Origin of the sequence: Pseudomonas sp. TWRC1-2 (assembly GCF_049896685.1) — a bacterium.
Lineage (GTDB): Bacteria > Pseudomonadota > Gammaproteobacteria > Pseudomonadales > Pseudomonadaceae > Aquipseudomonas.
The window spans coordinates 99,397-123,044 of record NZ_JAFCUU010000002.1 but is presented as its reverse complement, the minus strand read 5'-3'; the positions used below and the strand labels follow the sequence as shown (position 1 = coordinate 123,044).

Here is a 23,648-nt window from a genome sequence, read left to right as displayed (position 1 = left end):
GGTGACAGGCGCGGGTTTTTTATTGCTCTTGAGGGCCTCATCGCAGGCAAGCCAGCTCCCACATTTGACTGTGTTCACAAATCAAAATGTGGGAGCCGGGCTTGCCCGCGATGGGGCCATCAGCCTCACCCCAGGGCCCAGCCCAATTGCCTCACTCCCCACCACCCGGTAAAGTGCCGCTCCCCCCGCAACGCCCGAGGCAGCCACCATGACCCAGACCTTTGAAATCGCCGTGATCGGTGCAACCGGCACCGTGGGTGAAACCCTGGTGCAGATTCTCGAAGAACTGGATTTTCCGGTAGGCACCCTGTATCTGCTGGCGGGCAGCAACTCGGCCGGCGCCTCGGTGCCGTTTCGCGGCAAAAACGTGCGGGTCAAGGAAGTTGATGAGTTCGACTTCAAAAAAGCCCAGCTGGCCTTCTTCGCGGCAGGCCCGGCGGTGACCCTGAGTTTCGCACCACGCGCCACGGCGGCTGGTTGCTCGGTGATCGACCTCTCCGGCGCCTTGCCGGCCGACCAGGCACCTCAGGTCGTGCCGGAAGCCAACGCGCATATTCTCAAGGGCCTGAAAAAGCCCTTCCAGCTCGGCAGCCCGAGTCCGTCCGCCACTAACCTGGCGGTGGTTCTGGCGCCGTTGCGCGGCGTGCTGGATATCCAGCGCGTCAGCATCACTGCCAACCTGGCCGTTTCGGCCCAGGGCCGCGAGGCCGTCAGCGAGCTGGCCCGCCAGACCGCCGAGCTGCTGAACGTGCGCCCGCTGGAGCCGAAGTTCTTTGATCGGCAGATGGCCTTCAACCTGCTGGCGCAAGTCGGCACGCCTGACGCCCAAGGTCATACAGCCCTGGAGAAACGCCTCGTACACGAACTGCGCGCCGTGCTGGAAACACCTCTGCTAAAGATTTCCGCAACCTGCGTTCAAGCCCCGGTGTTTTTTGGCGATAGCCTGACAGTGTCATTGCAGTTGGGCGCGCCGGTCGACCTGGCCGCTGTCAACCGTGCACTGGAGGCAGCGCCGGGGATCGAGCTGGTGGAAGAGGGCGACTACCCTACGGCCGTTGGGGATGCGGTCGGCCAGGATGTGGTCTACGTTGGACGAGTGCGTGCGGGCGTTGACGACCCGGCGGAACTAAATCTGTGGCTGACGTCAGATAACGTACGCAAGGGCGCGGCACTGAACGCCGTGCAGCTGGCGCAGTTGTTGATAAAAGGCCTTGTGTAAAAGATACTTGGCGGCAATTTGTAGATTGATTCTAGCCAGGCGCTATGCTTGGCCCCAAGCGAAACAGAAGCGCGTCGGTAACCTATCGGCTCGCCATGCCTTATGGCAGCGGTTACCAACCTTCTCGCAGGCCGGGGAGTGTTCAAACAAAGGATGAGGCTATGGTTCAAGTTCGCAAACTGGTGTTAGCAATAGCGGCCGCCTCGGCGCTGTCTTCCGGTATGGCGCAGGCGCTGCAGCTTGGGGAGATGACCCTCAAGTCGAAGTTGAACCAGCCGTTGGCGGTGGAAATCGAATTGCTCGACGTCGGCGGCCTCACCGCCTCCGAGATCACCCCGAGCCTGGCGTCTGACCAGGCGTTCGTGGACGCCGGCGTGGATCGCCAGGCGTTTTTGAATGACCTGACATTTACCCCGGTGATCAACCCCAATGGCCGCAGTGTGGTGCGCGTCACCTCCAGCAAGCCGCTGCCTGATTCCTATGTACGTTTTCTGCTTCAAGTGCAATGGCCCAACGGCCGCCTGATGCGCGACTACAGTGTGCTGCTCGACCCGGCCAAGTTCGAGCAGCCGGCACCGACCGCCAGCGCTCCTGCACCGCGCTTGAGTGCGCCGACCCAGTCGGCACCTGCCAATACGGCGCCCCCAGTCAGCAAAGCTGCGCAGCACACTACGACTTCTCGCGATACCTTGTGGGAAATTGCCGCGAAGAACCGTAACGGCGCATCGGTCCAGCAAACCATGCTGGCGATCCAGGCGCTCAACCCTGATGCTTTCATCGACGGCAATATCAACCGCCTGAAAACCGGCCAGGTGCTGCGTCTTCCGGATCGCCAGCAAGCCACCAGCTTGCCGCAGCCGGAGGCGATTGCCGAAGTCACTGCGCAAAATGCCGCCTGGCGCCAGGGGCGTCGCACGGCCAATAATCAGGCCGCCGGCAAGCAGCAACTCGACGCCACTCGGCGCACCCAGGCAGGCGATGCGCCCGCGAGCACCAACGCCAAGGACAATTTGAGCCTGGTGTCGGCCGAGTCCGCCAAGAAAGGTGCAAAGGGCAGGGCCGCTGACGGTCGTGCGTTGAGCGACAAGCTGGCGATGACCCAGGAAGAGCTGGACACCACGCGCCGCGACAATGCCGAGCTGAAAAGCCGCGCAGCCGACCTGCAAAGCCAGCTGGACAAGCTGCAAAAGCTGATTCAACTGAAAAACGATCAACTGGCCAAGTTGCAGGCTCAGGGCGGTAACCCGGCAGTGCCGGGCACTGCGCCCACGACAGCAGCCATCCCCGCGCAGCTGCCAGGCGAGCCTGCGGCCACTGCGGCGGCAGCGCCGGCACCCGATGCGACGCCGGCTGCCGTGGTGGCCACGCCCGAGCCGATCAAGCCGGATGCCGCGCCGGCGAGCACCACCGAAGGTAAATTCAACGATCTGCTGACCAACCCGATTGTCCTCGGGGTCATCGGCGGTGCTGCCGGCTTGCTGGTGTTGTTGCTCCTGCTGCTGTGGGCCCGTCACCGCAATGCCCGCCTCGAAGAGGAAAAGCACCTGCGTATGGCGCGGGCGCTGGCTGAAGAGCCACAGTTCTCGCCGAGTGTGGATCACGACCTGCCACCGGACAGCTTCGAAGGCCTGGAAGTGCCGCCGCCGAACGTCAAGCTGGCTGCCGCGCCAGCGCCTGCCCCCGTGGTTGAGCCTGTGGTGGTGCCGAGCGTGGCTTCCGTGCTGGCGCCGTTGGCGGTCGCCGTGGCCCCGGTAAACTCCAGCGATGCGCTGGCACAAGCTCAATCCCACATCGACCGTGGTCACCTGAATCAGGCCGCCGATGTGTTGGAGCAGGCGATCAAGCGCGAGCCCAAGCGCAGTGACCTGCGTTTGAAGCTGATGGAAGTCTACGGTCTGCAGAGCGACAAGGACGGCTTCGTCACGCAAGAGCGTCAACTGGTGGCCACGGGCGAAAACCACGCCCAGGTCGAGCAGCTCAAGAGTCGCTTCCCGGCCATGGCCGTGTTGGCCGCGGGCGTCAGTGCTGCGGTGGCCGCGGCGGCGCTGGACGCTCAATACGTGAAGAACCTGCTCGAAGACAAACCGGCAGCACCGGCCCCGGAACCCGACGCGTTCGATACGGATTTCGACTTGAGCCTGGACGATCTGGAAGCCGCTTCGCCGGCCGTGGTCAGCCCCAAGGATGAGTCGAGTTTCGAGTCGGTCCTGCAGCGCCAGACGCAAGCCAAGCCTGCCCCGGATGATATGTCGGACTTCGATCTGGACCTGCAGCTGGACGCGCCGTCGTCCACGCAATCGGACGATGACTTCCTCTCGGGCCTTGAAGACCAGATGAAGGATGTGCCGGCCGTTGAGCCGCCGACCCTTACCCCTGCCGCACTGGATGATTTCGACCTGCCGGAAGACTTCGACCTGTCCCTGGCTGACGAACCGCAAGCGCCGCCGGCCGCCAAGCCGGATGCCTTCACGTCCGAGCTGGACGATGTCAACGCGGAGCTCGATCGCCTGTCCCAGAGCCTCGAGCATCCGCCGATCGAGCCTTCCTTTACCGCTGAAGATGCGGCGTTGGGCGCTGATGAGCCGGAGTTCGATTTCCTCTCTGGCACCGATGAGGTGGCCACCAAGCTCGACCTGGCCCAGGCGTACATCGACATGGGCGATGCCGACGGCGCGCGCGACATCCTGTCCGAAGTGCTGACTGAGGGCGACGAAGCCCAGCGCGGTGAAGCCAAGGAAATGCTCGGCAAAATCTGAAGGGTGGTGTAACACCAGTGTGGGGGCAGGCTTGCTCGCGAGGGTGACGTGCCGGTTAGCTGATTGAGCGACCGGCACGTTGCATTCGCGAACAAGCCCGCTCCCACAGTTGGTTTGGCGTGTGGCCTCGCAACAAAAGCGCCCCTCATGCGTGCGCCGCCTTTATAATGGCCGCCTTTGCGCAACTCATCGGGCTCTCAGTTCTTGGCAAATATAGATAACGCGGCCGCCGAAATGGCGGCCGCAGGCTTTAACCGCATCGCCCTGGGCGTGGAATACAAAGGCTCACGCTATCGCGGCTGGCAGCGCCAGGCCTCGGGTGTGCTGACGGTGCAGGAAACCCTCGAACACGCCTTGTCCAAGGTCGCCGACTCGCCGGTGTCGCTGATGTGCGCCGGGCGAACCGACGCCGGTGTGCACGCCTGTGGCCAGGTGGTGCACTTTGACACCCAGGCCGAGCGCACGATGAAAGCGTGGGTGATGGGCGCCAATATCAATTTGCCCCATGACGTCAGCGTCACCTGGGCCAAGGTCATGCCTGCGCATTTTCATGCGCGCTTCAAGGCGATTGCCCGGCGTTATCGCTACGTGATCTACAACGACCAGATCCGTCCGGCGCACCTCAACCAGGAAATAACCTGGAACCATCGCCCGCTGGACGCCGAGCGCATGGCCGAGGCCGCGCAGCATTTGGTCGGTGTGCATGATTTCAGCGCGTTCCGTGCCGGCCAGTGCCAGGCCAAGTCGCCGATCAAGGAAGTCCATCACCTGCGGGTGACCCGTCACGGCAAGATGATCGTGCTGGATATCCGCGCCGGCGCCTTCCTGCACCATATGGTGCGCAATATTGCAGGCGTGTTGATGACCATCGGCACCGGCGAGCGCCCGGTGGAGTGGGCCAAAGAAGTGCTGGAAAGTCGTATCCGCCGCACAGGTGGGGTGACGGCGCATCCCTTTGGCCTGTATCTGGTGGACGTGGAGTACCGCGACGAGTTCGAATTGCCGGATCGTTTCATCGGGCCACACTTCCTCACAGGTTTCAGCGAACTTGGCGGCTGACGCCCGGAATAGCTTTTGTTACCATCCGGGACTTTCTCGGCTCAACCCCTGAGGTTTCTACGACATGTCAGCCGTTCGCAGCAAGATTTGCGGGATCACCCGCATAGAAGACGCGCTGGCGGCAGTCGAGGCGGGGGCGGATGCCATCGGTTTCGTGTTTTATGCCAGGAGCCCACGGGCGGTGAATGTGTTGCAGGCGCGTGCAATCATCGCCGCGTTGCCGCCGTTCGTGACCACCGTTGGCTTGTTCGTCAACGCCAGTCGCTGCGAGCTCAACGAAACCCTGGATGCCGTGCAGCTGGACATGCTGCAGTTTCACGGCGACGAAAGCCCCGACGAGTGTGAAAGCTACCAGCGTCCGTATATCAAGGCGCTGCGCGTCAAGGCCGGGGATGACATCGCCGCCGCGTGCGCTGCCTATACTGGCGCTCGTGGCATTCTGTTGGATACCTATGTCGAAGGCGTGCCGGGCGGTACGGGCGAAGCATTCGACTGGACGCTGATTCCCGAGGGGCTGAGCAAGCCGATTATCCTGGCCGGCGGGCTAAACCCCGCGAATGTCGGGGCCGCCATCGAGCAGGTTCGGCCGTACGCCGTCGACGTCAGCGGTGGGGTGGAGCAGGGCAAGGGCATCAAGGATCACCACAAGATTCGCGCATTCATGCAAGCGGTGCGCAACAGCAATGGTGTGATGTGACGGCTCGCAGTCTGCCGCCGTCCATAACTACCACTGTGTAAAACAGCATCGGCGCCGCCTGCGGGAGGCCCGGAAATGTAGTGGCAACCCGCGCTGCAGGTTGTCTGGAAGGCTGAGGATACAGGCAGGAAGTGGCTGGTCGAACGTCTGACCCCGTCCAGCCTGTGTCATCGCCACATATGAATTTAGCTCAAGGGCATACGCGGGGCTGTGTTCAAGCCACCGGTACTGGAGAAAGAAAGCATGAGCAACTGGTTAGTAGACAAACTGATCCCTTCGATCATGCGTTCCGAGGTGAAGAAAAGCTCGGTTCCTGAAGGTCTGTGGCACAAGTGCCCATCCTGCGACGCGGTGCTCTACCGCCCGGAGCTGGAAAAGACCCTGGACGTTTGCCCCAAGTGCAACCACCACATGCGTATCGGCGCCCGCGCCCGCATCGACATTTTCCTCGACGCCGATGGCCGTGCCGAGCTGGGCGCAGACCTGGAGCCGGTTGACCGTCTCAAGTTCCGCGACGGCAAGAAGTACAAGGATCGCCTCACCGCCGCGCAAAAGCAGACCGGTGAAAAAGATGCGCTGATTTCCGTCAGTGGCAAGTTGCTGGGCATGCCGGTGGTGGTGTCTGCGTTTGAGTTTTCCTTCATGGGCGGCTCCATGGGCGCCATCGTCGGTGAGCGTTTCGTACGTGCCGCCAACTACGCCCTGGAAAACCGTTGCCCGATGATCTGCTTCGCCGCCTCCGGTGGCGCGCGCATGCAGGAAGCGCTGATTTCCCTGATGCAAATGGCCAAGACCTCCGCGGTACTGGCGCGTCTGCGTGAAGAAGGCATTCCGTTCATCTCTGTGCTGACTGACCCGGTTTATGGTGGTGTTTCCGCCAGCCTGGCGATGCTGGGTGACGTGATTGTCGGCGAACCCAAGGCCCTGATCGGCTTTGCCGGCCCGCGCGTGATCGAGCAGACCGTTCGCGAAAAACTGCCGGAAGGTTTCCAGCGCAGCGAGTTCCTGCTGGAGCACGGCGCGATTGACATGATCATCGCCCGTGGCGAGCTGCGTCCACGCCTGGGTAACCTGCTGGCGCAAATGATGGGCCTGCCGACGCCTGTGTACATCGCGCCTAAAGTCGAACCGATCGTTGTACCGCCGGTGCCTGCAAACCTATGACCCAACGGACCCTGGGCGAATGGCTCGCCTACCTTGAGCAGTTGCATCCGTCAGCCATCGACATGGGCCTGGAGCGCTCGCAACAGGTAGCGGCCCGCCTCGGGTTGGGCCAGCCGGCACCGCGTGTGATCACGGTGACCGGCACCAACGGCAAAGGCTCTACCTGTGCCTTTGTCGCGGCGCTGCTGCAAGCCCAAGGGCTGAAAGTCGGCGTCTACAATTCCCCGCACCTGCTGCGTTACAACGAGCGGGTGCAACTCAATGGCGTCGAAGCCACTGATGAGCAGCTCTGCGAGGCCTTCGCCGCATTGGATGCCGGGCGCGGCGAAATTTCCCTGACCTACTTCGAAATGGGCACCCTGGCGGCGTTCTGGCTGTTCGAGCGTGCGCAATTGGATGTGGTGGTTCTCGAAGTCGGCCTGGGTGGGCGTCTGGACACGGTCAACGTGGTGGATGCCGACCTGGCGCTGGTCACCAGCATTGGCGTCGACCATGCCGACTACTTGGGCAATACCCGCGAGTCGGTCGCCTATGAAAAGGCCGGGATCTTCCGCCAGGGCAAGCCTGCCCTGTGTGGTGATCTGGACCCGCCGCAACCCTTGCTCGACAAGGTGCGCGAGCTGGATTGCCCGTTTTACCTGCGCGGCCGCGAATTCAATCTCGACATCGGTGCTCAACATTGGCAATGGCGTGGGCGTGATGCGCGCGGCCAGGTGGTAGAGCTGCATGATCTGCCGCTGCTGAACCTGCCGATGGAAAACGCTGCGCTGGCGTTGCAGGCTTACCTGCTGCTGGATTTGCCGTGGCATGCCGAGCAGATTGCCGCGACATTGCTGGCCACTCGGGTGGTCGGGCGCCTGGATCGTCGCACCTTCGAGTGGGAGGGCAAGCGCCTGAACCTGCTGCTGGATGTGGGGCACAACCCGCATGCCGCCGAGTACCTGGCACAACGCCTGTCGCGTACGCCGCCGGTGGGTCGCCGCCTGGCGGTGTTCGGGCTGTTGGCTGACAAAGACCTGGGCGGCGTGGTTGCGCCGTTGTTGGACAATGTCCAGGCTTGGGCAGTTGCGCCGCTGGATACGCCGCGCAGTCGGCCGGCCGCTGAATTGGAAACGGCCTTGCAGAACCTTGGTGCGCCAGTGGCGTCGTATGCAAGCGTCACCGCTGCGCTTGAAGCGCAGTGTGCGGTGGCAACGGCCGAGGACGAGATTCTGTTGTTCGGATCATTTTATTGTGTTGCCGAGGCGCTAGAGTGGTTGGCCCGGCGCTCCACGGAGGAAGCTGCACATGGCATTACTGGATAGCGCATACAAGCAGCGAATGGTTGGAGCCCTGGTGCTGGTGGCGTTGGCGGTGATTTTTCTGCCGATGCTGTTTTCGCGTCAGGACGAGCAGCGCCAGGTAGTCGTTGAGGCGCCGGCTGCGCCCCAGGCGCCGACGGTACCGCAAGTTCAGGTCGAGCCGGTGGTGGTGCCCGAGCCGCAGGCGTTGCCTGAGGAGTCTGTGCCGAGTGATGCGGATGTGGCTACGCAGCAGGCGCCGAGCATGCCGGTGCAGCCGAGCGTGCCAGTGGTCAAGCCCGCACCCGCAGCTGCGCCCGCTCCGGCAGCGCCTGCGGTTGCCGCCAAGCCGGCCGCGCCGGCACCAGCGCCCAAGCCGGTTGCGCCGCAACCTGCCGCGCCGGGCAAGCCGGACGTTGGTCAAAGCCGTATCGATCCCAATGGCCTGCCGATCACTTGGTCGATCCAGCTCGCCAGCCTGGCCAATCGCGAGAGCGCCGAAGCCTTGCAGAAAAAGCTGCGTGCTCAGGGCTACAACGCCTATATCCGCAGTGCCGATGGCAAGAATCGCGTGTTTATCGGGCCGCTGATCGAGCGCGCCGAGGCCGATCGTCTGCGCGACTTGCTGGGTCGCCAGCAGAACCTGAATGGCTTTGTGGTGCGTTTTCAGCCTGAGCGCGGCTGATTTCACCCCCCCGTTTCAGCTTGGAATGCACTCAATGTGGGAGGGGGCTTGCCCCCGATGGCGGTAGGTCAGTCAGCCTCTCTGATAATGACCCATCGCTATCGGGGGCAAGCCCCCTCCCACATTGTATTTGGTGGTCCTGAAGGGGCCTTCGCCCTACTCAACCCATTGATTTGCAACGCACCCGCAATCACAGCTTACCGACAGCCCGGCGCTCTGCTAAAATGCGCCGCCTTATCCGTACGTAGGCTGCACTGTGCCATTTACCTGGGTTGATTGGGCGATCGTTGCAATCGTCGCCATCTCCGCTTTGATCAGTCTAAGCCGCGGCTTCGTAAAAGAAGCACTGTCGTTGCTGACCTGGATCATCGCAGGAGTCGTAGCCTGGATGTTCGGTGGTTCATTGTCGGTTTACCTGGCCGGTTACATCGAGACACCTTCGGCTCGCGTCATCGCGGGCTGCGCCATCATGTTCATCGCCACGCTGCTGGTGGGGGCAATGGTCAATTATCTTATTGGCGAGTTGATACGTGTCACCGGCCTCTCCGGGACCGATCGATTTCTCGGCATGGCCTTCGGCGCTGCGCGTGGCGCGTTGCTGGTGGTCGTGGCGGTCGGGCTGTTGAGCCTGGGGCCGGTACAGCAGGATTCGTGGTGGCAGGAGTCGGTACTCGTGCCAAAATTTCTATTGGTTGCAGATTGGTCCAAGAACCTCATTCTGGGGTGGAGCAGTCAGTGGCTGGCCAGCGGAATCAGCGTACCCGCTGATCTTCCGTTCAAGGAACACCTCTTGCCGGCCAAAACGCCTCAGTAAGCAGTGTTCAGTCAAGATTCATTAAGTAGGGGTTGCGTCGCATGTGTGGCATCGTCGGTATCGTCGGTAAGTCGAACGTGAATCAGGCGCTGTATGACGCGCTAACCGTCCTCCAGCACCGCGGCCAGGACGCTGCCGGTATTGTGACCAGCCACGACGGCCGGTTATTCCTGCGCAAGGACAATGGCCTGGTGCGTGACGTGTTCCATCAGCGTCACATGCAGCGCCTCGTCGGGCACATGGGCATTGGCCATGTGCGTTACCCGACTGCGGGCAGCTCGACCTCGGCCGAAGCTCAACCGTTTTACGTCAACTCGCCTTACGGCATTACCCTGGCGCACAACGGTAACCTGACCAACGTTGAACAACTGGCCAAGGAGATTTACGAATCTGACCTGCGCCACGTCAACACCAGTTCCGACTCGGAAGTGCTGCTCAACGTGTTCGCCCACGAGCTGGCCCAGCGCGGCAAGCTGCAGCCAACCGAAGAAGACGTGTTCGCCGCCGTGACTGACGTGCACAACCGTTGCGTCGGTGGTTACGCGGTCGTGGCCATGGTCACCGGTTACGGCATCGTCGGTTTCCGCGACCCGCATGGCATCCGCCCGATCGTGTTCGGCCAGCGTCACACCGACGAAGGCGTCGAGTACATGATCGCCTCCGAAAGCGTGTCCCTGGACGTGTTGGGCTTCACCCTGATCCGCGACCTGGCCCCGGGCGAAGCGGTGTACATCACCGAAGACGGCAAGCTGCACACCCGTCAGTGCGCTGTTGCGCCGAAACTGACCCCGTGCATTTTCGAACACGTCTACCTGGCGCGTCCGGATTCGATCATCGACGGCGTTTCGGTATACAAAGCGCGTCTGCGCATGGGCGAGAAGCTGGCCGAGAAAATCCTGCGCGAGCGTCCTGAGCACGACATCGACGTGGTAATCCCGATTCCGGACACCAGCCGTACCGCTGCGCTGGAGCTGGCCAACCATTTGGGCGTCAAGTTCCGCGAAGGTTTCGTCAAGAACCGCTACATCGGCCGTACCTTCATCATGCCGGGCCAGGCGGCGCGCAAGAAGTCGGTCCGCCAGAAGCTCAACGCAATCGAGCTGGAATTTCGCGGCAAGAACGTGATGCTGGTGGACGACTCCATCGTACGCGGCACCACGTGCAAGCAGATTATTCAGATGGCCCGTGAAGCGGGTGCCAAGAACGTGTACTTCTGCTCTGCTGCGCCAGCTGTGCGTTACCCGAACGTGTACGGTATCGACATGCCGAGCGCCCACGAGCTGATTGCCCACAACCGTTCGACCCAGGATGTGGCCGACCTGATCGGCGCCGACTGGCTGATCTATCAGGACCTGCCGGACCTGATCGAAGCGGTTGGCGGCGGCAAGATCAAGATCGAGCAGTTCGATTGCGCCGTGTTCGACGGCAAGTACGTGACCGGCGATGTCGACGAGGCTTACCTGAACAAGATCGAACAGGCGCGCAACGACTCGTCGAAGATCAAGACCCAGGCGGTCAGCGCGATCATCGATCTGTATAACAACTGAGTAAACACCGGCCCTGAGGGGCCGGTTTTGTATCTTAAATAAAGAATTGAGTAAGGAGTCGCAGCATGAGTCAGGAATGGGATGCCGGTCGGTTGGACAGCGACCTCGATGGCGTAGCTTTCGATACCCTGGCTGTGCGCGCCGGCCAGCACCGTACCCCGGAAGGTGAGCACGGCGACCCGATGTTCTTCACCTCCAGCTATGTGTTCCGCACCGCCGCCGACGCCGCCGCGCGTTTTGCCGGTGAAGTGCCGGGCAACGTCTACTCGCGCTACACCAACCCGACCGTTCGTGCGTTCGAGGAGCGTATTGCGGCCCTCGAAGGCGCTGAGCAGGCGGTGGCCACGGCGACCGGCATGGCGGCCATCCTCGCCGTTGTGATGAGCTTGTGCAGCGCTGGTGACCATGTATTGGTTTCACGCAGCGTGTTCGGTTCGACCATCAGCCTGTTCGAGAAGTACTTCAAGCGCTTCGGTATTGAAGTGGACTACGTACCACTGGCAGACCTGTCCGGTTGGGACGCGGCGATCAAGGCCAATACCAAATTGCTGTTCGTCGAGTCGCCGTCCAACCCGCTGGCCGAGTTGGTGGACATCGCCGCATTGTCCGAAGTGGCGCACGCCAAGGGCGCGATGCTGGTGGTCGACAACTGCTTCTGCACGCCTGCATTGCAGCAGCCGTTGAAGCTGGGCGCAGACATCGTCGTGCACTCGGCCACCAAGTTCATCGACGGCCAGGGCCGTTGCATGGGCGGCGTGGTGGCTGGGCGTGGCGAGCAGATGAAAGAAGTGGTGGGTTTCTTGCGCACTGCTGGCCCGACCCTGAGCCCGTTCAACGCCTGGATCTTCCTCAAGGGCCTGGAAACCCTCAGCCTGCGCATGAAGGCCCATTGCGCCAATGCCCAGGCCCTGGCCGAGTGGCTGGAGCAGCAGGATGGCATCGAGAAAGTGCACTACGCCGGCCTCAAGAGCCACCCGCAACACGAATTGGCCCAGCGCCAGCAGCGTGGTTTCGGCGCCGTGGTCAGCTTCGAAGTGAAGGGCGGCAAAGAGGGCGCCTGGCGCTTTATCGACGCCACTCGCTTGATTTCGATCACCGCCAACCTGGGCGACAGCAAGACCACCATCACGCACCCGAGCACCACCTCCCATGGTCGCCTGGCGCCGCAAGAGCGTGAAGCGGCCGGCATCCGCGACAGCCTGATCCGCATCGCGGTGGGCCTGGAAGATGTGGCCGACTTGCAGGCTGACCTGGCCCGCGGGCTGGCGGCCTTGTGATCGAGTGGTCCATGGATGCTGCGGCGGTCGGTAACGGCCGCGTCGCACTGGTGACGGGCGCGGCGCGGGGCATTGGTCTCGGGATCGCGGCGTGGCTGATCAGCGAAGGCTGGCAAGTGGTGTTGACCGACCTTGATCGCGATCGCGGCTCCAAGGTGTCCAAGGTGCTGGGCGACAATGCCTGGTTTATCACCATGGACGTCGCCGACGAGAAACAAGTGGCCCAAGGTGTCGCAGAAGTGCTGGGGCAGTTCGGGCGGCTGGACGCGTTGGTGTGCAACGCGGCCGTGGCCGATCCGCGCAATATCACCCTGGAAAGCCTCGATTTGGCTTATTGGAACCGCGTGTTGGCGGTGAATCTCAGTGGGCCGATGCTGTTGGCCAAGCACTGCGCGCCGTACCTGCGTGCCCATGGCGGTGCCATCGTCAACCTGGCGTCGACCCGGGCGCGTCAGTCGGAGCCGGACACCGAGGCCTATGCGGCGAGCAAGGGCGGCCTGCTGGCCCTGACGCATGCCTTGGCCATGAGCCTGGGGCCGGAGGTGCGGGTCAATGCCGTCAGCCCCGGCTGGATCGATGCGCGTGATCCGGCGGCCCGACGTGCCGAGCCTTTGACGGATGCCGACCATGCCCAGCATCCGGCGGGCAGAGTGGGCACGGTTGAAGACGTGGCGGCGATGGTGGCGTGGTTGCTGTCGCGCCAGGCGGGGTTTGTCACCGGGCAAGAGTTTGTGGTGGACGGTGGCATGAGCAAGAAGATGATTTACAGCGAGTAGGGCAGATCGCTGTCTTGAAGCAATTTTGTCTTTTTCAGAAAAACTTCAAGCAGGCTATTGACTTAGGTCCGCTACCTGCGTAAATTTCGCGGCCTCAACGAAGCAAAGGGTGATTAGCTCAGCTGGGAGAGCATCTGCCTTACAAGCAGAGGGTCGGCGGTTCGATCCCGTCATCACCCACCACTTCTTGAGAGTTTTGCCCTAGGGCAAGACGCAACGTTAAAGGTTGCACCGACGCGCAGCGGTAGTTCAGTCGGTTAGAATACCGGCCTGTCACGCCGGGGGTCGCGGGTTCGAGTCCCGTCCGCTGCGCCATATTTTCCAGGTTCGACATGTCGAGCTTGAGATTGAACAGCCCAGGCTGATCGATCAGATGTTTAAAGACGGTTGAGGGTTTACGCTCAGCTGGTCAAGCGATACGCAGCGGTAGTTCAGTCGGTTAGAATACCGGCCTGTCACGCCGGGGGTCGCGGGTTCGAGTCCCGTCCGCTGCGCCATATCTGCCTCAAGGCCCACTGAACGCCTTGAAGCACAAAGAAAGCCTTTGGCTGACTTTGATCCGATAGCAAAGACCCTGGTCGAAAGGCCGGGGTTTTTTGTTTCTGCGATTTGGCTTTCTGCTGTAAGAGCCGGCAAGCCGGCTCCCACTGCGTGGTCAGAACCCCAGTTTGTCCCGCAACCCGTAATACCAGGCGCCCAGCGCCGCAAACGGCGTGCGCAGCAGTTGCCCGCCTGGGAACGGGTAGTGCGGCAGGTCGGCAAACGCATCAAAACGCTCCGCCTGACCTCTCAGTGCCTCCGCCAGCACCTTGCCTGCCAGGTGCGTGTACGTCACGCCATGGCCGCTGCAGCCTTGTGAGTAATAGATGTTGTCGCCCAGACGACCCACCTGCGGCAAGCGCGACAGGGTCAGCAGGAAATTGCCGGTCCAGGCGTAATCGATTTTCACGTCCTTGAGCTGCGGGAAGGCCTTGAGCATCTTCGGGCGGATGATCGCTTCGATGTTGGCCGGGTCACGTGCGCCGTACACCACGCCGCCGCCGAAGATCAGCCGCTTGTCGCGGGTGAGGCGGTAGTAGTCGAGCAAGTAGTTGCAGTCTTCGACGCAATAATCCTGGGGCAGCAGCGTCTTGGCCAGTTCATCACCCAGCGGTGCCGTGGTGATGACTTGCGTGCCGCAAGGCATCGATTTGGCCGCCAGCTCCGGCACCAGGTTCCCCAGGTAAGCGTTGCCCGCGACGATGATGAACTTGGCCCTGACCTTGCCTTCGGCGGTGTGCACCACCGGGTTCGCGCCGCGCTCGATGCGCACCGCGGCCGATTGCTCGTAGATCGTGCCGCCCAGGGATTCAACGGCGGCCGCTTCGCCCAGTGCGAGGTTGAGTGGGTGAATGTGCCCGCCGCTCATGTCGAGCAAGCCGCCGACATAGTTGTCACAGGCCACCACTTCGCGGATACGGCGTTCGTCCAGCAACTCGAGTTGCGTATGCCCGTAGCGTTCCCACAAGCGTTTCTGCGATTCCAGGTGGCCCATGTGTTTGCTGTTGAGGGCGGCGAACACGCCGCCATCCTTCAAGTCGCACTGGATCTGATATTTTGCCACGCGCTCGCGAATGATCCTGCCGCCCTCAAACGCCATTTGCCCCAGCAGCTGCGCTTGCTTGGGGCCGACGCTGCGCTCGATCACATCGATGTCGCGGCTGTAGCTGTTGACGATTTGCCCGCCGTTACGGCCCGACGCACCAAACCCCACCTTGGCGGCTTCCAGCACGGTGACGCGAAAACCGTTCTCCAGCAGAAACAGCGCGCTGGAAAGGCCGGTGTAGCCGGCTCCAATCACACACACATCGGTTTCGACGTCACCTTGCAGTACCGGGCGAGGCGGAACCGCATTCGCGGACGCGGCGTAATACGACTGGGGGTAGGGGGTGTTCGCCATCCTGGAACCTCTGTTTTATATTTTTTACGAGTGCGCCGATCCTACCTGAGTTGAAAATTGCCTGCCAGCCACCCGAAAATCACCGGTGCACCCGGCGCAAATAAATAATTCGCATATTCATAGGGTTAGCTGCAAAAAAGATGTTGACACCCCTCCGGAATTCCGTAGAATGCCGCCTCACAGCAGGCACGTAGCTCAGTTGGTTAGAGCACCACCTTGACATGGTGGGGGTCGTTGGTTCGAGTCCAATCGCGCCTACCAAACAAAATCCGCTCTGCTGGGCGGTCTAGAAGGGCTCACCGAAAGGTGGGCCCTTTTTTGTTGTCTGCGATTTACCCACGCCCCGTTCGGCGCCCGCCTTCTTGTTCGAATCGCCCTGAGTGCATCGGTGCTGATCACACGCTGCGTCGATGTGATTGAGGTTTACTCAAAATAGCCGATACCGGTGTGGGCGCGATTCGACCGGCGCGGAGAAGCTCACCTATTTATCCATCTGGTTTGTCGTTGTCGGCTTTATTTTCGGCTTTCGCCTGTTTGTTGAGCTAGGCGCGCGTCTGGCCCGATACGCCAAGGCCTTGAATGTTCTGGCGGGGGGTTCAAGCCCTTGAGGCCTATTATTTAAGATCTTCAGCGCGAATGCGGCCCCCGCGCGGTTATACGCAGCGGAGGTTGAAAGGCAGGCAGTACTGATGGGTCAGCAGAACAGCGTGGCAACCGACAAAAGGCAGATGATTTGAACAACCATCTGGCAGCGTATTTCACCATTTGTTGTGGTCATATTCATTTGTCCTGCGTACATAGCGGCTACCTCTTGGTCGGCAATACTGCCGTGAGCGGTGCGCAAAACGCGCAACAGCTCAAGTGAGTATAGGTCTGGAACAGGATTCTTCACGGTCCCGTCGTTTTGGCGCGATTCAGCACGTTTTCGCCGGCGCCCATCGGTAAACGATACACGTCAATCAATCCCACGAGCCCAAGCAGCGCCACGCCCACGAAAGCCACCCGAAAGTCCCCGACAGCCGCGTGCACGGCGTGCCCTTGCACAGCCATCGACGCCCGTAACAATAGCGCCGCCATGGAAACCCCCAGACCCATCGCCAGCTGGAACGCCATGCTGAACAGCGCCGACGCCTCGCTCATCTGCGCCTTGGGGACGTCGGCGAAGCCGATTGAGTTGTAGCAAGTAAACTGCATCGACCGTGACAGCCCACCCACGAACAGCACGGCCGCTATCAGCGGTAAGGGCGTTTGCACCGTGAACAAGGCACAGGCCGCAACCAATGCGACGCCAATGGCGCCATTGACCAGCAGCACCGGGCGGAACCCGAAGCGTTGCATGATGGGCGTCGTGAAGGGTTTCATTACCAGGTTGCCGGCAAACACCGCCAGCACCAGCAAGCCGGCATCCACCGCAGAAAGGCCAAAACCCACTTGAAACAACAGGGGCAGTAGAAAGGGCAGGGCGCTGATGGCGAGACGGAACAGCGACCCGCCAAGAATACTCACGCGAAAGGTGCCGATGGACAGGGTCTGAAGCGGTAATAACGGTTCGGCATGCTGGCGGCAATGACGCACGGCCCATGCCGCGAGCAACGTGCCCGTGGCCACCAGTACAAAACCCGGGATCAGCGTTTCGCTGGTCTGGTTGCCCAGCCATTCCAGCCCGCCCAGCACTGCCACACACGCACCTGCCAGCAGCACAAAGCCTTTGGCATCGAATCGCCGTACGCTGGCCTCGCGCCCCTTGGGCACAAGCCACAATGCGGCAACCAAGGCCAGCACTCCCAGAGGCAGATTTACGTAAAAAATCCACGGCCACGTTGCGTGGGTCACGATCAAACCACCCACCAATGGCCCTAGAATTGGCGCGATCAGGCCGGGCCAGGTGATCACCGCAATCATGTTCACCAAGTCTTTTTTGTCGGTATTGCGCAGCACCGCCAGGCGCCCCACCGGCACCATCAGCGCGCCGCCTACGCCTTGCAGCACCCGGGCGATCACGAACATCTCAAGGCTTTGGCTCAACCCGCAAAGCAGCGAAGCCAGGGTGAAGATGATGATCGCACCGGCGAACACCCGGCGTGCGCCAAAACGGTCGGCGATCCAACTGGACAGCGGGATGAAGATCGCCACGGCAAGAATGTACGCGGTGATGCCGATATTCATGTCGACCGCCGTGACCCCGAACGCGGACGCCATGGTGGGCAAGGCGGTGGCGATGACGGTGGCATCGAGGTTCTCCATGAAAAAGGTCACGGCGACCACCAGGGCGATCAAACGGGTTTGCACGCTTGAAACAGGTGTAACGGATGAAGTCACCGGTGTTGGCCTTTTTCAGTGAAGGTCGATCGCACTCGACAATACCGGGTCAGCCCTGGACCCGCACGCTCGAATTACCGCGTCTGCGTCACCTTCCTCAAATACCGCGGCTGATCCGGATTGCGCCCGCGCGCCACAGCCAGCTGCACTGCACTCACATAGAACCCTTGAATCATCGTGAAGGGTTCCAGTAGCGCATGTGCGGTCGCACGCTGGGCAACAGGCCTTCGCAAGCCGTGCCGCGCCGCGATCAATCACAATTGAACGCCTCTATTGCGTCGCCAGCCAGCTGACGAATTTTGTGCACCTGTTTATCGGCAGCGGTCTTGGTGCCGGTTTGTACCTGTAACCGCCGGTATTCCGGCCACTGGCACAATGCTGGTGAGATCGGGCACATGATGGTGATTCCGGGTGGCAAGGCGTGTTCCTGGGGTAACCAAGGGTGTTGGAGCACCTGGGGCCGCTGGGCAGGACGCAGTGCCATTGGGGGCGGCAGCCTTGATGATGCTGGCGCAGATCAGCCCGGATTACGAGGCTGCTCAAGCCGCAGTAAGCCTGCATACTGGTCGCCGACTCAATTCATACCAGGGAGCACGCTATGGAAGTGGCAATGGAAGTGTCGTTCGACGTAACGGCGCAGGAGCGTGAGGCCATCCTCAAACCGCTGAGGGCGTACAACCTCGGTCACACGGGCAACATGGCGTTCGAAACCATCGGGATTTTGTTGCGAGACCCCGCGACACAAGAGGTTGTCGGTGGCCTTTATGGAAAAATTTCCTACGGGTGGATGTTCATTGAGCTGTTGAGCATCCCGGATCAGATGCGTACCCAAGGTACCGGCACGCGTTTAATGCGCGCCGCTGAAGAGCTGGCCCGTGAGCGGGAGTGTGTCGGGATTTGGCTGGACACCTTCAGCTTCCAGGCGCCGGGGTTTTATCGAAAGCTGGGCTTCAGTGAATTTGGCCATATCGCTGATTACCCGGCGGGTCACCAGCGGCACTTTTTCCAGAAACGCCTCGGCTGAATTTTCGTACGGCGCCGGATCGCCCGGCGCCAATCACCCACAAAATTTATTGGTTTGCAGCAACAATTTTTCTTGTTGGACACCTCCCGCCCCCAGGCAGCAAAGTTGCCGCCACTGACGCTCGACCTATCGGGTCAACAATAAAAACCGCGCCGGGCTGCATGCCACTTTCATGCTGTGAACCCTTTGTTCACATCCTGCTGTAATGGCGCCGCAGCGCGCATTCAAGGACCTCTTCGCCATGCAAACTGTTGTGAACCTATGGCCGTTGATCGGCGTACTTGTCATCGTGGTTGGCTTCGTCTTGCGCTTCAATCCGCTGTTGGTGGTCACCGCCGCCGCCATTGCCACCGGGCTGGCTGCCCACTTCCCGCTGGAAAAAATTCTCGCCAGCATGGGCGATGGTTTCCTTCAGACCCGCGCGCTGCAACTGATCCTGTTATTGCCCCTGGCTGTTATTGGCCTGCTGGAGCGCCATGGCCTGCGCTTGCATGCACAAAACTGGATCGCGCGTTTCGAGCGAGCCACGGTTGGGCGCCTGTTGATCATTTACCTGTTTGTGCGCGAGTCCACCGCCGCCATGGGCCTGACCAGCCTGGGCGGGCATCCGCAAATGGTGCGGCCGCTGCTGGCGCCCATGGCCGAAGGGGCGGCGGAAAAACGCTACGGCAAACTGCCGGACACGTTGCGCCACAAAGTGCTGGCCATGTGTGCGGCAACCGATAACGTCGGGCTGTTTTTCGGTGAGGACATCTTTGTCGCCTTTGGTGCGATCGCGTTGATGCACACCTTCCTGCTGGGTTCGGGGATTGATGTGGAGCCACTGCACATTGCGGTGTGGGGCATTCCGACGGCGATTTGCGCCTTTGTCATCCACGCCATTCGCCTGCACCGGTTTGATCGCAGGCTTGCGCGCGAGATGACGCCCGCCGCCACGCCGGTGGAGGCTGCACAATGATCATCTCCATTGAGTACCTGTACTGGCTTGCCGGTGTTCTATTGCTGATAACTGCAGGAATGATCCTGCTGGATCGAACCCACCCTAAACGCTGGTCAACCGCGCTGTTCTGGCTCTTGTTTGCTGTGCCGTTCCTGGTGGGGGAGCGCTTGCCGTCGGTGGTCATTGGTGTCGGCGTGGTGGTGATGGCGCTGATCGCAGGCTTGGGTGGCGTCGGCCGCGGCAAGCATGCCGAACTGCATGACAAGGCCTCCCGCGCGAGTGCCGGGCGCCTGGGGCATAAATTGTTTATTCCCGCGCTGGCCATTCCCCTGACCACCGTGATTGGTTCGGTGTTGCTCAAACACACCGAGATCAGCGGCGTACCGCTGCTGGACCCAAAAAACACCACCTTTGTATCCTTGGGCATCGGCTGTCTGATCGCCCTCGGCCTGGCTTGCTGGCTGACCCGCGATACACCGGTGCAAGCCTTGCGTGAATCCCGGCGCCTGACCGAGGCCCTCGGCTGGGCCATGGTGTTACCGCAGATGCTTGCAATGCTGGGGCTATTGTTTAATGAAGCCGGAGTGGGCACGGCCGTTGCGCATGTCACCACTACCTACATCAACCTTGATTTCAAGTTGGTAGCGGTGATGGTCTACGTGCTGGGTATGGCGCTGTTCACGGTGATCATGGGTAACGGCTTTGCGGCGTTTCCGGTGATGACCGGCGGTGTCGGCGTACCGGTGTTGGTGGGCGTGTATGGCGGCAACCCGGCGGTGATGGCGGCAATCGGCATGTTCTCCGGCTATTGCGGCACGTTGATGACGCCCATGGCTGCCAACTTCAATATCGTCCCGGCGGCGTTGCTGGAATTGCCGGACAAGAACGCGGTGATCAAGGCTCAACTGCCGACGGCGTTGATGATGCTAGTGGTCAATATCGTGCTGCTCTACCTGTTGATGTGAGGCCAAAAATGCAAACTGTGTTGCTGACGGGCTTCGAGCCCTTTGACCAGGACCTGATGAACCCGTCCTGGGAGGCATCGCGCCAGTTGGACGGCGTGCGACTGAGTGAAGATGTGCACATTGTGGCGCGTCGACTGCCCTGTGCGTTTGCCACGGCGGGGGCGTGCCTGACGCGGTTGATCGCCGAATTTGACCCGGTGATGGTGATTGCCACAGGCCTCGCCCCCGGCCGTAGCGATTTCTCCATGGAGCGTGTGGCGATCAACGTGAACGACGCACGCATCCCTGACAATCTGGGGGCCCAACCGGTCGATACCCCAGTGGTGGTCGGGGGGCCGGCGGCCTACTTCACGACCTTGCCGATCAAAGCGATGGTCAAGGCTGTGCGCGAGGCCGGGATCGCGGCGTCGGTATCACAGACGGCGGGGACCTTTGTGTGTAATCAGGTGTTTTACCTGTTGCAGCATGCCCTGGCCGGCACGGCGATACGCAGTGGCTTTATCCACGTACCCCCCAGCCTGCCGGATCAGGTCTCTGGTGCGGCGCAGCCCTCTATGGCACTGGTGACAATGGTTGAAGGTTTGCGGGTTGCGCTACAGACGGCGTGGGATACGCAGGTGGATATCGTGCAAACCGGTGGGCAGGTCAGTTGACCTGCCAGGCTTGCCTCAACCGGCCAACGCTCGGGTCAGCCCGAAGGTAATGGCGCAGGCCAACCCCGTCATCGCGAACGCAGTGGCCACATACCATTTGATCAGGTTCAGCTCTGTGGTTGCCAGGTCCGCGCGGGTTGCATAGTGTTTTTCATGGGTGGTGGAGTGCCTTTCAATGGCTTCTGCCCTGTTCGAAACGGCGATCAGCTTCTCTTTCATGTCAGCCAGCCCTTTTTCCAGTAAACCCAAGCGTTTTTCCATACCAGAATCTCCGTTATTACCCGCACCGGCTCTACCCTGAGTCAGCGTGTTCGTCCCGCCTGATTGATGCTGTTTGTTCTCCAAAGCGTGACACCTGTTTTGAATGATCTGAGAGAGCGCTCTGGGCAAGAGTAGAGGCAGATGGGAACGGCTGCGACCTACAAAACTTTGCAAAATAACACCAGGGTTCTGGCACGCACTGCTCAGTGTTCCCGTTTCGGAAAAATCAGCTCAAAACATGTCAATGCGCCTTCACTGGTGACGCTGTAGCGGCCGTTATGCAGCTGCATGATGGTCGCGACGATCGATAAACCCAGCCCGTTGGACTGGGCCGAGCGTTCCCGCGATTCGTCCACCCGATAAAACCGTTCGAACAGCCTGGGCAGGTGTTCGGCGGGGATGGTCTCTCCCTGATTGCTGACGCTCAGGCGGATGCCTTCGGCATTTGGCGTGGCTTGAATCACCAGCTCCGAACCGGGGGCGCCGTATTTGATGGCATTGGCACACAAGTTTGCCAGCGCCCGGCGCAGCAGCATCGGTTCAGCCCAGATCACGCCTTCGCCCTGCGCGAGGATGCTGATATTCACATCGTTCGCCAACCCTTCGAAGTAATCAGCCATGCGTTGCACTTCATCCGCCGCACTCAGCTCCTGGCGCTGGCGCAAGGCGCTGGCCGGATCGGTGCGGGCGAGAAATAGCATGTTGTCGAGCATCCGTGCCAGGCGTTCGAGCTCTTCGACATTGGAGGCCAGCAATTGCTGATAGCTTTCGATGCTGCGGCTCTGCTGAAGCGCGACCTGGGTTTCGCCCAGCAGGTTGTTGATCGGCGTGCGCAGTTCGTGGGCCATGTCGGTAGACACCTGGCCCAGTTGCACAAAACCCTTGGCCAGCCGCTCGAGCATGGTGTTGAAAGAGTCGATCATCGGCAGAAGTTCTTTCGGCGCACCGTGGCTGTCGAGTCGTTCGGCAAGGTTGCCCACGCCGATGCCTTGCGCGTGTGTGGCCAGGCGCCGCAGCGGCAGCAGGCCTCGGTACACCAGCAGGTAACCGACCAGGGCGAGGATAATCGCCGCGATGCTGGCCAGGATAAATACGCTCAGGCGATAGCTGGCAAGCATGGCGGTACGTTCGGTCATCAAGCGTCCCGTGGTGACTTGCAGGCTTCCCAGGTCTCCGGAATCAATGGAAGCGGCGACGGTGGCGAAGGGTACGCCGTTCACTCCAGGTAAGTGGTGCACGTCGGAAAAGCCCAGTTCATGGTCCTTTGGCACGGGCGTTACGTTCGGCATTTCAATGTTGCCCGGGTTGACCAGCAATAATGGCTTCTGCCCCGGCGCCGCGATACTCAGCACCGACTCGCTGTTGCCCAGCATGTTCCGGAACAGCTCCGGCTTGGTCTTGATCAGGTCCAGGGTGTTGCTGTCGTTGAGCAGGTTGCGCAACTGGTCGGCGCGATAGATCAGCGCGGCATCGTCACGCTTGATCAGTTCACGCTCAAGTTCGCGGTACAGCGCCACGCCCAGGGTGGCCAGCAGGGCAAAGGCGAGCAGGGCGAAGATCAGCGCCAGGCGCAGGGTCAGCGAGTAGTGGCGGCGGTTGTTCATGGCTGAGTGTCGAAGCGGTAGCCAATGCCCCGCACGCTGTGGATCAACTTGAGCTGGAACGGGTCGTCGATTTTCAGGCGCAGGCGCCTCACGGCGACGTCGACTACATTGGTGTCGCTGTCGAAGTTCATGTCCCAGACCCGCGAGGCGATCATCGAACGTGACAGCACCTGGTCCTGATGGGTCGCGAACAGGTGCAACAGGGCGAACTCTTTATTGGTCAGGGTAATGCGCGTGCCGGCGCGGGTGACGCGGCGTTTGAGCACGTCGATCTGCAGGTCGGCGATGTGCAGCTGTTCTTCTTCGCGGCTCGGGCCGCGGCGGGTCAAGGTGCGCAAACGCGCGACCAGCTCGGCGAAGGAGAACGGCTTGATCAAGTAATCATCGGCACCCAGTTCCAGGCCCTTGATGCGGTCGGCAATGTCGTCGCGGGCGGTGAGAAACAGCACCGGCGTGTCGGCCTCCTTGCGCAGTCGGCGCAGCACTTCCCAACCGTCCATTTTCGGCATCATCACATCCAGCACGATCACGTCGAATGACGTTTCCAGCGCCTGGTGCAACCCGTCCACACCGTCACGGGCAAGGCTCACGGAGTAACCCAGTTCCTGCAGCCCATTGAGCAGGTAATTGCCGGCCTTGGGTTCGTCTTCGACTACAAGGATATTCATG

General features: G+C 61.2%; 21 protein-coding genes, 4 tRNA genes and 1 pseudogene. 19 read left to right on the top strand and 7 right to left on the bottom strand.

Translation table 11 applies throughout. The annotated features are described in order from the left end of the window. Positions 1 to 208: 208 nt before the first annotated feature. From ACP7B3_RS04960 to ACP7B3_RS04895, 14 genes are all read left to right on the top strand, one after another. On the top strand, positions 209 to 1,219 hold the full coding sequence (locus ACP7B3_RS04960; RefSeq protein WP_426178229.1) for an aspartate-semialdehyde dehydrogenase: 1,011 nt from the start codon (positions 209 to 211) through the stop codon (positions 1,217 to 1,219). Between the two features lie 161 nt (positions 1,220 to 1,380). Then, entirely contained in the window at positions 1,381 to 3,975 is a 2,595-nt protein-coding gene (locus ACP7B3_RS04955) for a FimV/HubP family polar landmark protein (RefSeq protein ID WP_426178227.1), read from the top strand. A gap of 234 nt (positions 3,976 to 4,209) precedes the next feature. Further along, positions 4,210 to 5,034, top strand: coding sequence for a tRNA pseudouridine(38-40) synthase TruA (truA, locus tag ACP7B3_RS04950; RefSeq protein ID WP_426178641.1), 825 nt, complete (start codon positions 4,210 to 4,212; stop codon positions 5,032 to 5,034). Positions 5,035 to 5,098: 64 nt separating this feature from the next. Then, a complete protein-coding gene (locus ACP7B3_RS04945; protein ID WP_145166127.1) occupies positions 5,099 to 5,731 on the top strand; it encodes a phosphoribosylanthranilate isomerase in 633 nt (210 codons plus the stop codon). A 243-nt stretch (positions 5,732 to 5,974) separates the two neighbouring features. Beyond that, the gene (gene accD / locus ACP7B3_RS04940) at positions 5,975 to 6,895 is read left to right on the top strand and encodes an acetyl-CoA carboxylase, carboxyltransferase subunit beta (protein ID WP_426178225.1); all 921 of its coding nucleotides are present in this window, start codon (positions 5,975 to 5,977) and stop codon (positions 6,893 to 6,895) included. After that, complete coding sequence (gene folC / locus ACP7B3_RS04935) at positions 6,892 to 8,199, top strand: bifunctional tetrahydrofolate synthase/dihydrofolate synthase (RefSeq protein ID WP_426178223.1); 1,308 nt, start codon at positions 6,892 to 6,894, stop codon at positions 8,197 to 8,199. The genes accD and folC overlap by 4 nt, the downstream gene beginning before the upstream one ends. Next, positions 8,183 to 8,860 (top strand): SPOR domain-containing protein, encoded by a 678-nt coding sequence (locus ACP7B3_RS04930; protein ID WP_426178221.1) that lies wholly within the window; start codon positions 8,183 to 8,185, stop codon positions 8,858 to 8,860. The genes folC and ACP7B3_RS04930 overlap by 17 nt, the downstream gene beginning before the upstream one ends. A gap of 256 nt (positions 8,861 to 9,116) precedes the next feature. After that, the gene (locus ACP7B3_RS04925; RefSeq protein WP_003192538.1) at positions 9,117 to 9,674 is read left to right on the top strand and encodes a CvpA family protein; all 558 of its coding nucleotides are present in this window, start codon (positions 9,117 to 9,119) and stop codon (positions 9,672 to 9,674) included. 41 nt (positions 9,675 to 9,715) lie between these two features. Further along, a complete protein-coding gene (purF, locus tag ACP7B3_RS04920) occupies positions 9,716 to 11,221 on the top strand; it encodes an amidophosphoribosyltransferase (protein ID WP_058426877.1) in 1,506 nt (501 codons plus the stop codon). A gap of 65 nt (positions 11,222 to 11,286) precedes the next feature. Beyond that, on the top strand, positions 11,287 to 12,498 hold the full coding sequence (locus tag ACP7B3_RS04915) for an O-succinylhomoserine sulfhydrylase (RefSeq protein WP_099583998.1): 1,212 nt from the start codon (positions 11,287 to 11,289) through the stop codon (positions 12,496 to 12,498). 11 nt (positions 12,499 to 12,509) lie between these two features. Continuing rightward, a complete protein-coding gene (locus ACP7B3_RS04910; protein WP_426178218.1) occupies positions 12,510 to 13,274 on the top strand; it encodes an SDR family oxidoreductase in 765 nt (254 codons plus the stop codon). A 107-nt stretch (positions 13,275 to 13,381) separates the two neighbouring features. Continuing rightward, positions 13,382 to 13,457, top strand: a tRNA-Val gene (locus ACP7B3_RS04905). Between the two features lie 55 nt (positions 13,458 to 13,512). Continuing rightward, positions 13,513 to 13,589: transfer RNA gene (locus ACP7B3_RS04900), tRNA-Asp, on the top strand. A 105-nt stretch (positions 13,590 to 13,694) separates the two neighbouring features. Continuing rightward, a tRNA-Asp gene (locus ACP7B3_RS04895) sits at positions 13,695 to 13,771 on the top strand. A gap of 158 nt (positions 13,772 to 13,929) precedes the next feature. On the opposite strand, the gene ACP7B3_RS04890 is transcribed toward ACP7B3_RS04895, so the two are convergent. Next, on the bottom strand, positions 13,930 to 15,213 hold the full coding sequence (locus ACP7B3_RS04890) for an NAD(P)/FAD-dependent oxidoreductase (protein WP_106576691.1): 1,284 nt from the start codon (positions 15,211 to 15,213) through the stop codon (positions 13,930 to 13,932). 184 nt (positions 15,214 to 15,397) lie between these two features. Here ACP7B3_RS04890 and ACP7B3_RS04885 point away from each other — a divergent pair. Further along, positions 15,398 to 15,474, top strand: a tRNA-Val gene (locus ACP7B3_RS04885). Positions 15,475 to 15,907: 433 nt separating this feature from the next. On the opposite strand, the gene ACP7B3_RS04880 is transcribed toward ACP7B3_RS04885, so the two are convergent. The 3 genes and pseudogenes from ACP7B3_RS04880 to ACP7B3_RS04870 form a co-directional block, all read right to left on the bottom strand. Then, positions 15,908 to 16,105 carry a hypothetical protein gene (locus ACP7B3_RS04880; RefSeq protein WP_145165826.1) on the bottom strand — a complete coding sequence of 66 codons (198 nt, stop codon included), beginning with the start codon at positions 16,103 to 16,105 and terminating at the stop codon, positions 15,908 to 15,910. Next, positions 16,102 to 17,457, bottom strand: coding sequence for an MFS transporter (locus tag ACP7B3_RS04875; RefSeq protein WP_426178640.1), 1,356 nt, complete (start codon positions 17,455 to 17,457; stop codon positions 16,102 to 16,104). The genes ACP7B3_RS04880 and ACP7B3_RS04875 overlap by 4 nt, the downstream gene beginning before the upstream one ends. Before the next feature lie 149 nt (positions 17,458 to 17,606). Continuing rightward, positions 17,607 to 17,732 (bottom strand): annotated as a pseudogene (locus ACP7B3_RS04870) (SIS domain-containing protein); the annotation flags it as partial. Positions 17,733 to 18,130: 398 nt separating this feature from the next. On the opposite strand from ACP7B3_RS04870, the gene ACP7B3_RS04865 reads away from it, so the two are divergent. The 4 genes from ACP7B3_RS04865 to pcp all read left to right on the top strand — a co-directional run bounded on the left by ACP7B3_RS04865 (position 18,131) and on the right by pcp (position 21,114). Continuing rightward, positions 18,131 to 18,556: a GNAT family N-acetyltransferase gene (locus ACP7B3_RS04865; protein WP_416363016.1), complete on the top strand. Its 426-nt coding sequence runs from the start codon at positions 18,131 to 18,133 to the stop codon at positions 18,554 to 18,556. 241 nt (positions 18,557 to 18,797) lie between these two features. Further along, positions 18,798 to 19,514: a DUF969 domain-containing protein gene (locus tag ACP7B3_RS04860; RefSeq protein ID WP_426178215.1), complete on the top strand. Its 717-nt coding sequence runs from the start codon at positions 18,798 to 18,800 to the stop codon at positions 19,512 to 19,514. Continuing rightward, on the top strand, positions 19,511 to 20,461 hold the full coding sequence (locus ACP7B3_RS04855) for a DUF979 domain-containing protein (RefSeq protein ID WP_426178213.1): 951 nt from the start codon (positions 19,511 to 19,513) through the stop codon (positions 20,459 to 20,461). The genes ACP7B3_RS04860 and ACP7B3_RS04855 overlap by 4 nt, the downstream gene beginning before the upstream one ends. 8 nt (positions 20,462 to 20,469) lie before the next feature. Further along, positions 20,470 to 21,114: a pyroglutamyl-peptidase I gene (pcp, locus tag ACP7B3_RS04850; RefSeq protein WP_416363019.1), complete on the top strand. Its 645-nt coding sequence runs from the start codon at positions 20,470 to 20,472 to the stop codon at positions 21,112 to 21,114. A gap of 15 nt (positions 21,115 to 21,129) precedes the next feature. On the opposite strand, the gene ACP7B3_RS04845 is transcribed toward pcp, so the two are convergent. From ACP7B3_RS04845 to ACP7B3_RS04835, 3 genes are all read right to left on the bottom strand, one after another. Continuing rightward, positions 21,130 to 21,375, bottom strand: coding sequence for a hypothetical protein (locus tag ACP7B3_RS04845; protein WP_145165831.1), 246 nt, complete (start codon positions 21,373 to 21,375; stop codon positions 21,130 to 21,132). A 203-nt stretch (positions 21,376 to 21,578) separates the two neighbouring features. Further along, entirely contained in the window at positions 21,579 to 22,979 is a 1,401-nt protein-coding gene (locus ACP7B3_RS04840) for a heavy metal sensor histidine kinase (protein ID WP_404483705.1), read from the bottom strand. Further along, positions 22,976 to 23,647: a heavy metal response regulator transcription factor gene (locus tag ACP7B3_RS04835; RefSeq protein ID WP_145165833.1), complete on the bottom strand. Its 672-nt coding sequence runs from the start codon at positions 23,645 to 23,647 to the stop codon at positions 22,976 to 22,978. Before ACP7B3_RS04835 ends, ACP7B3_RS04840 begins: the two co-directional genes overlap by 4 nt. Position 23,648 lies beyond the last annotated feature (1 nt).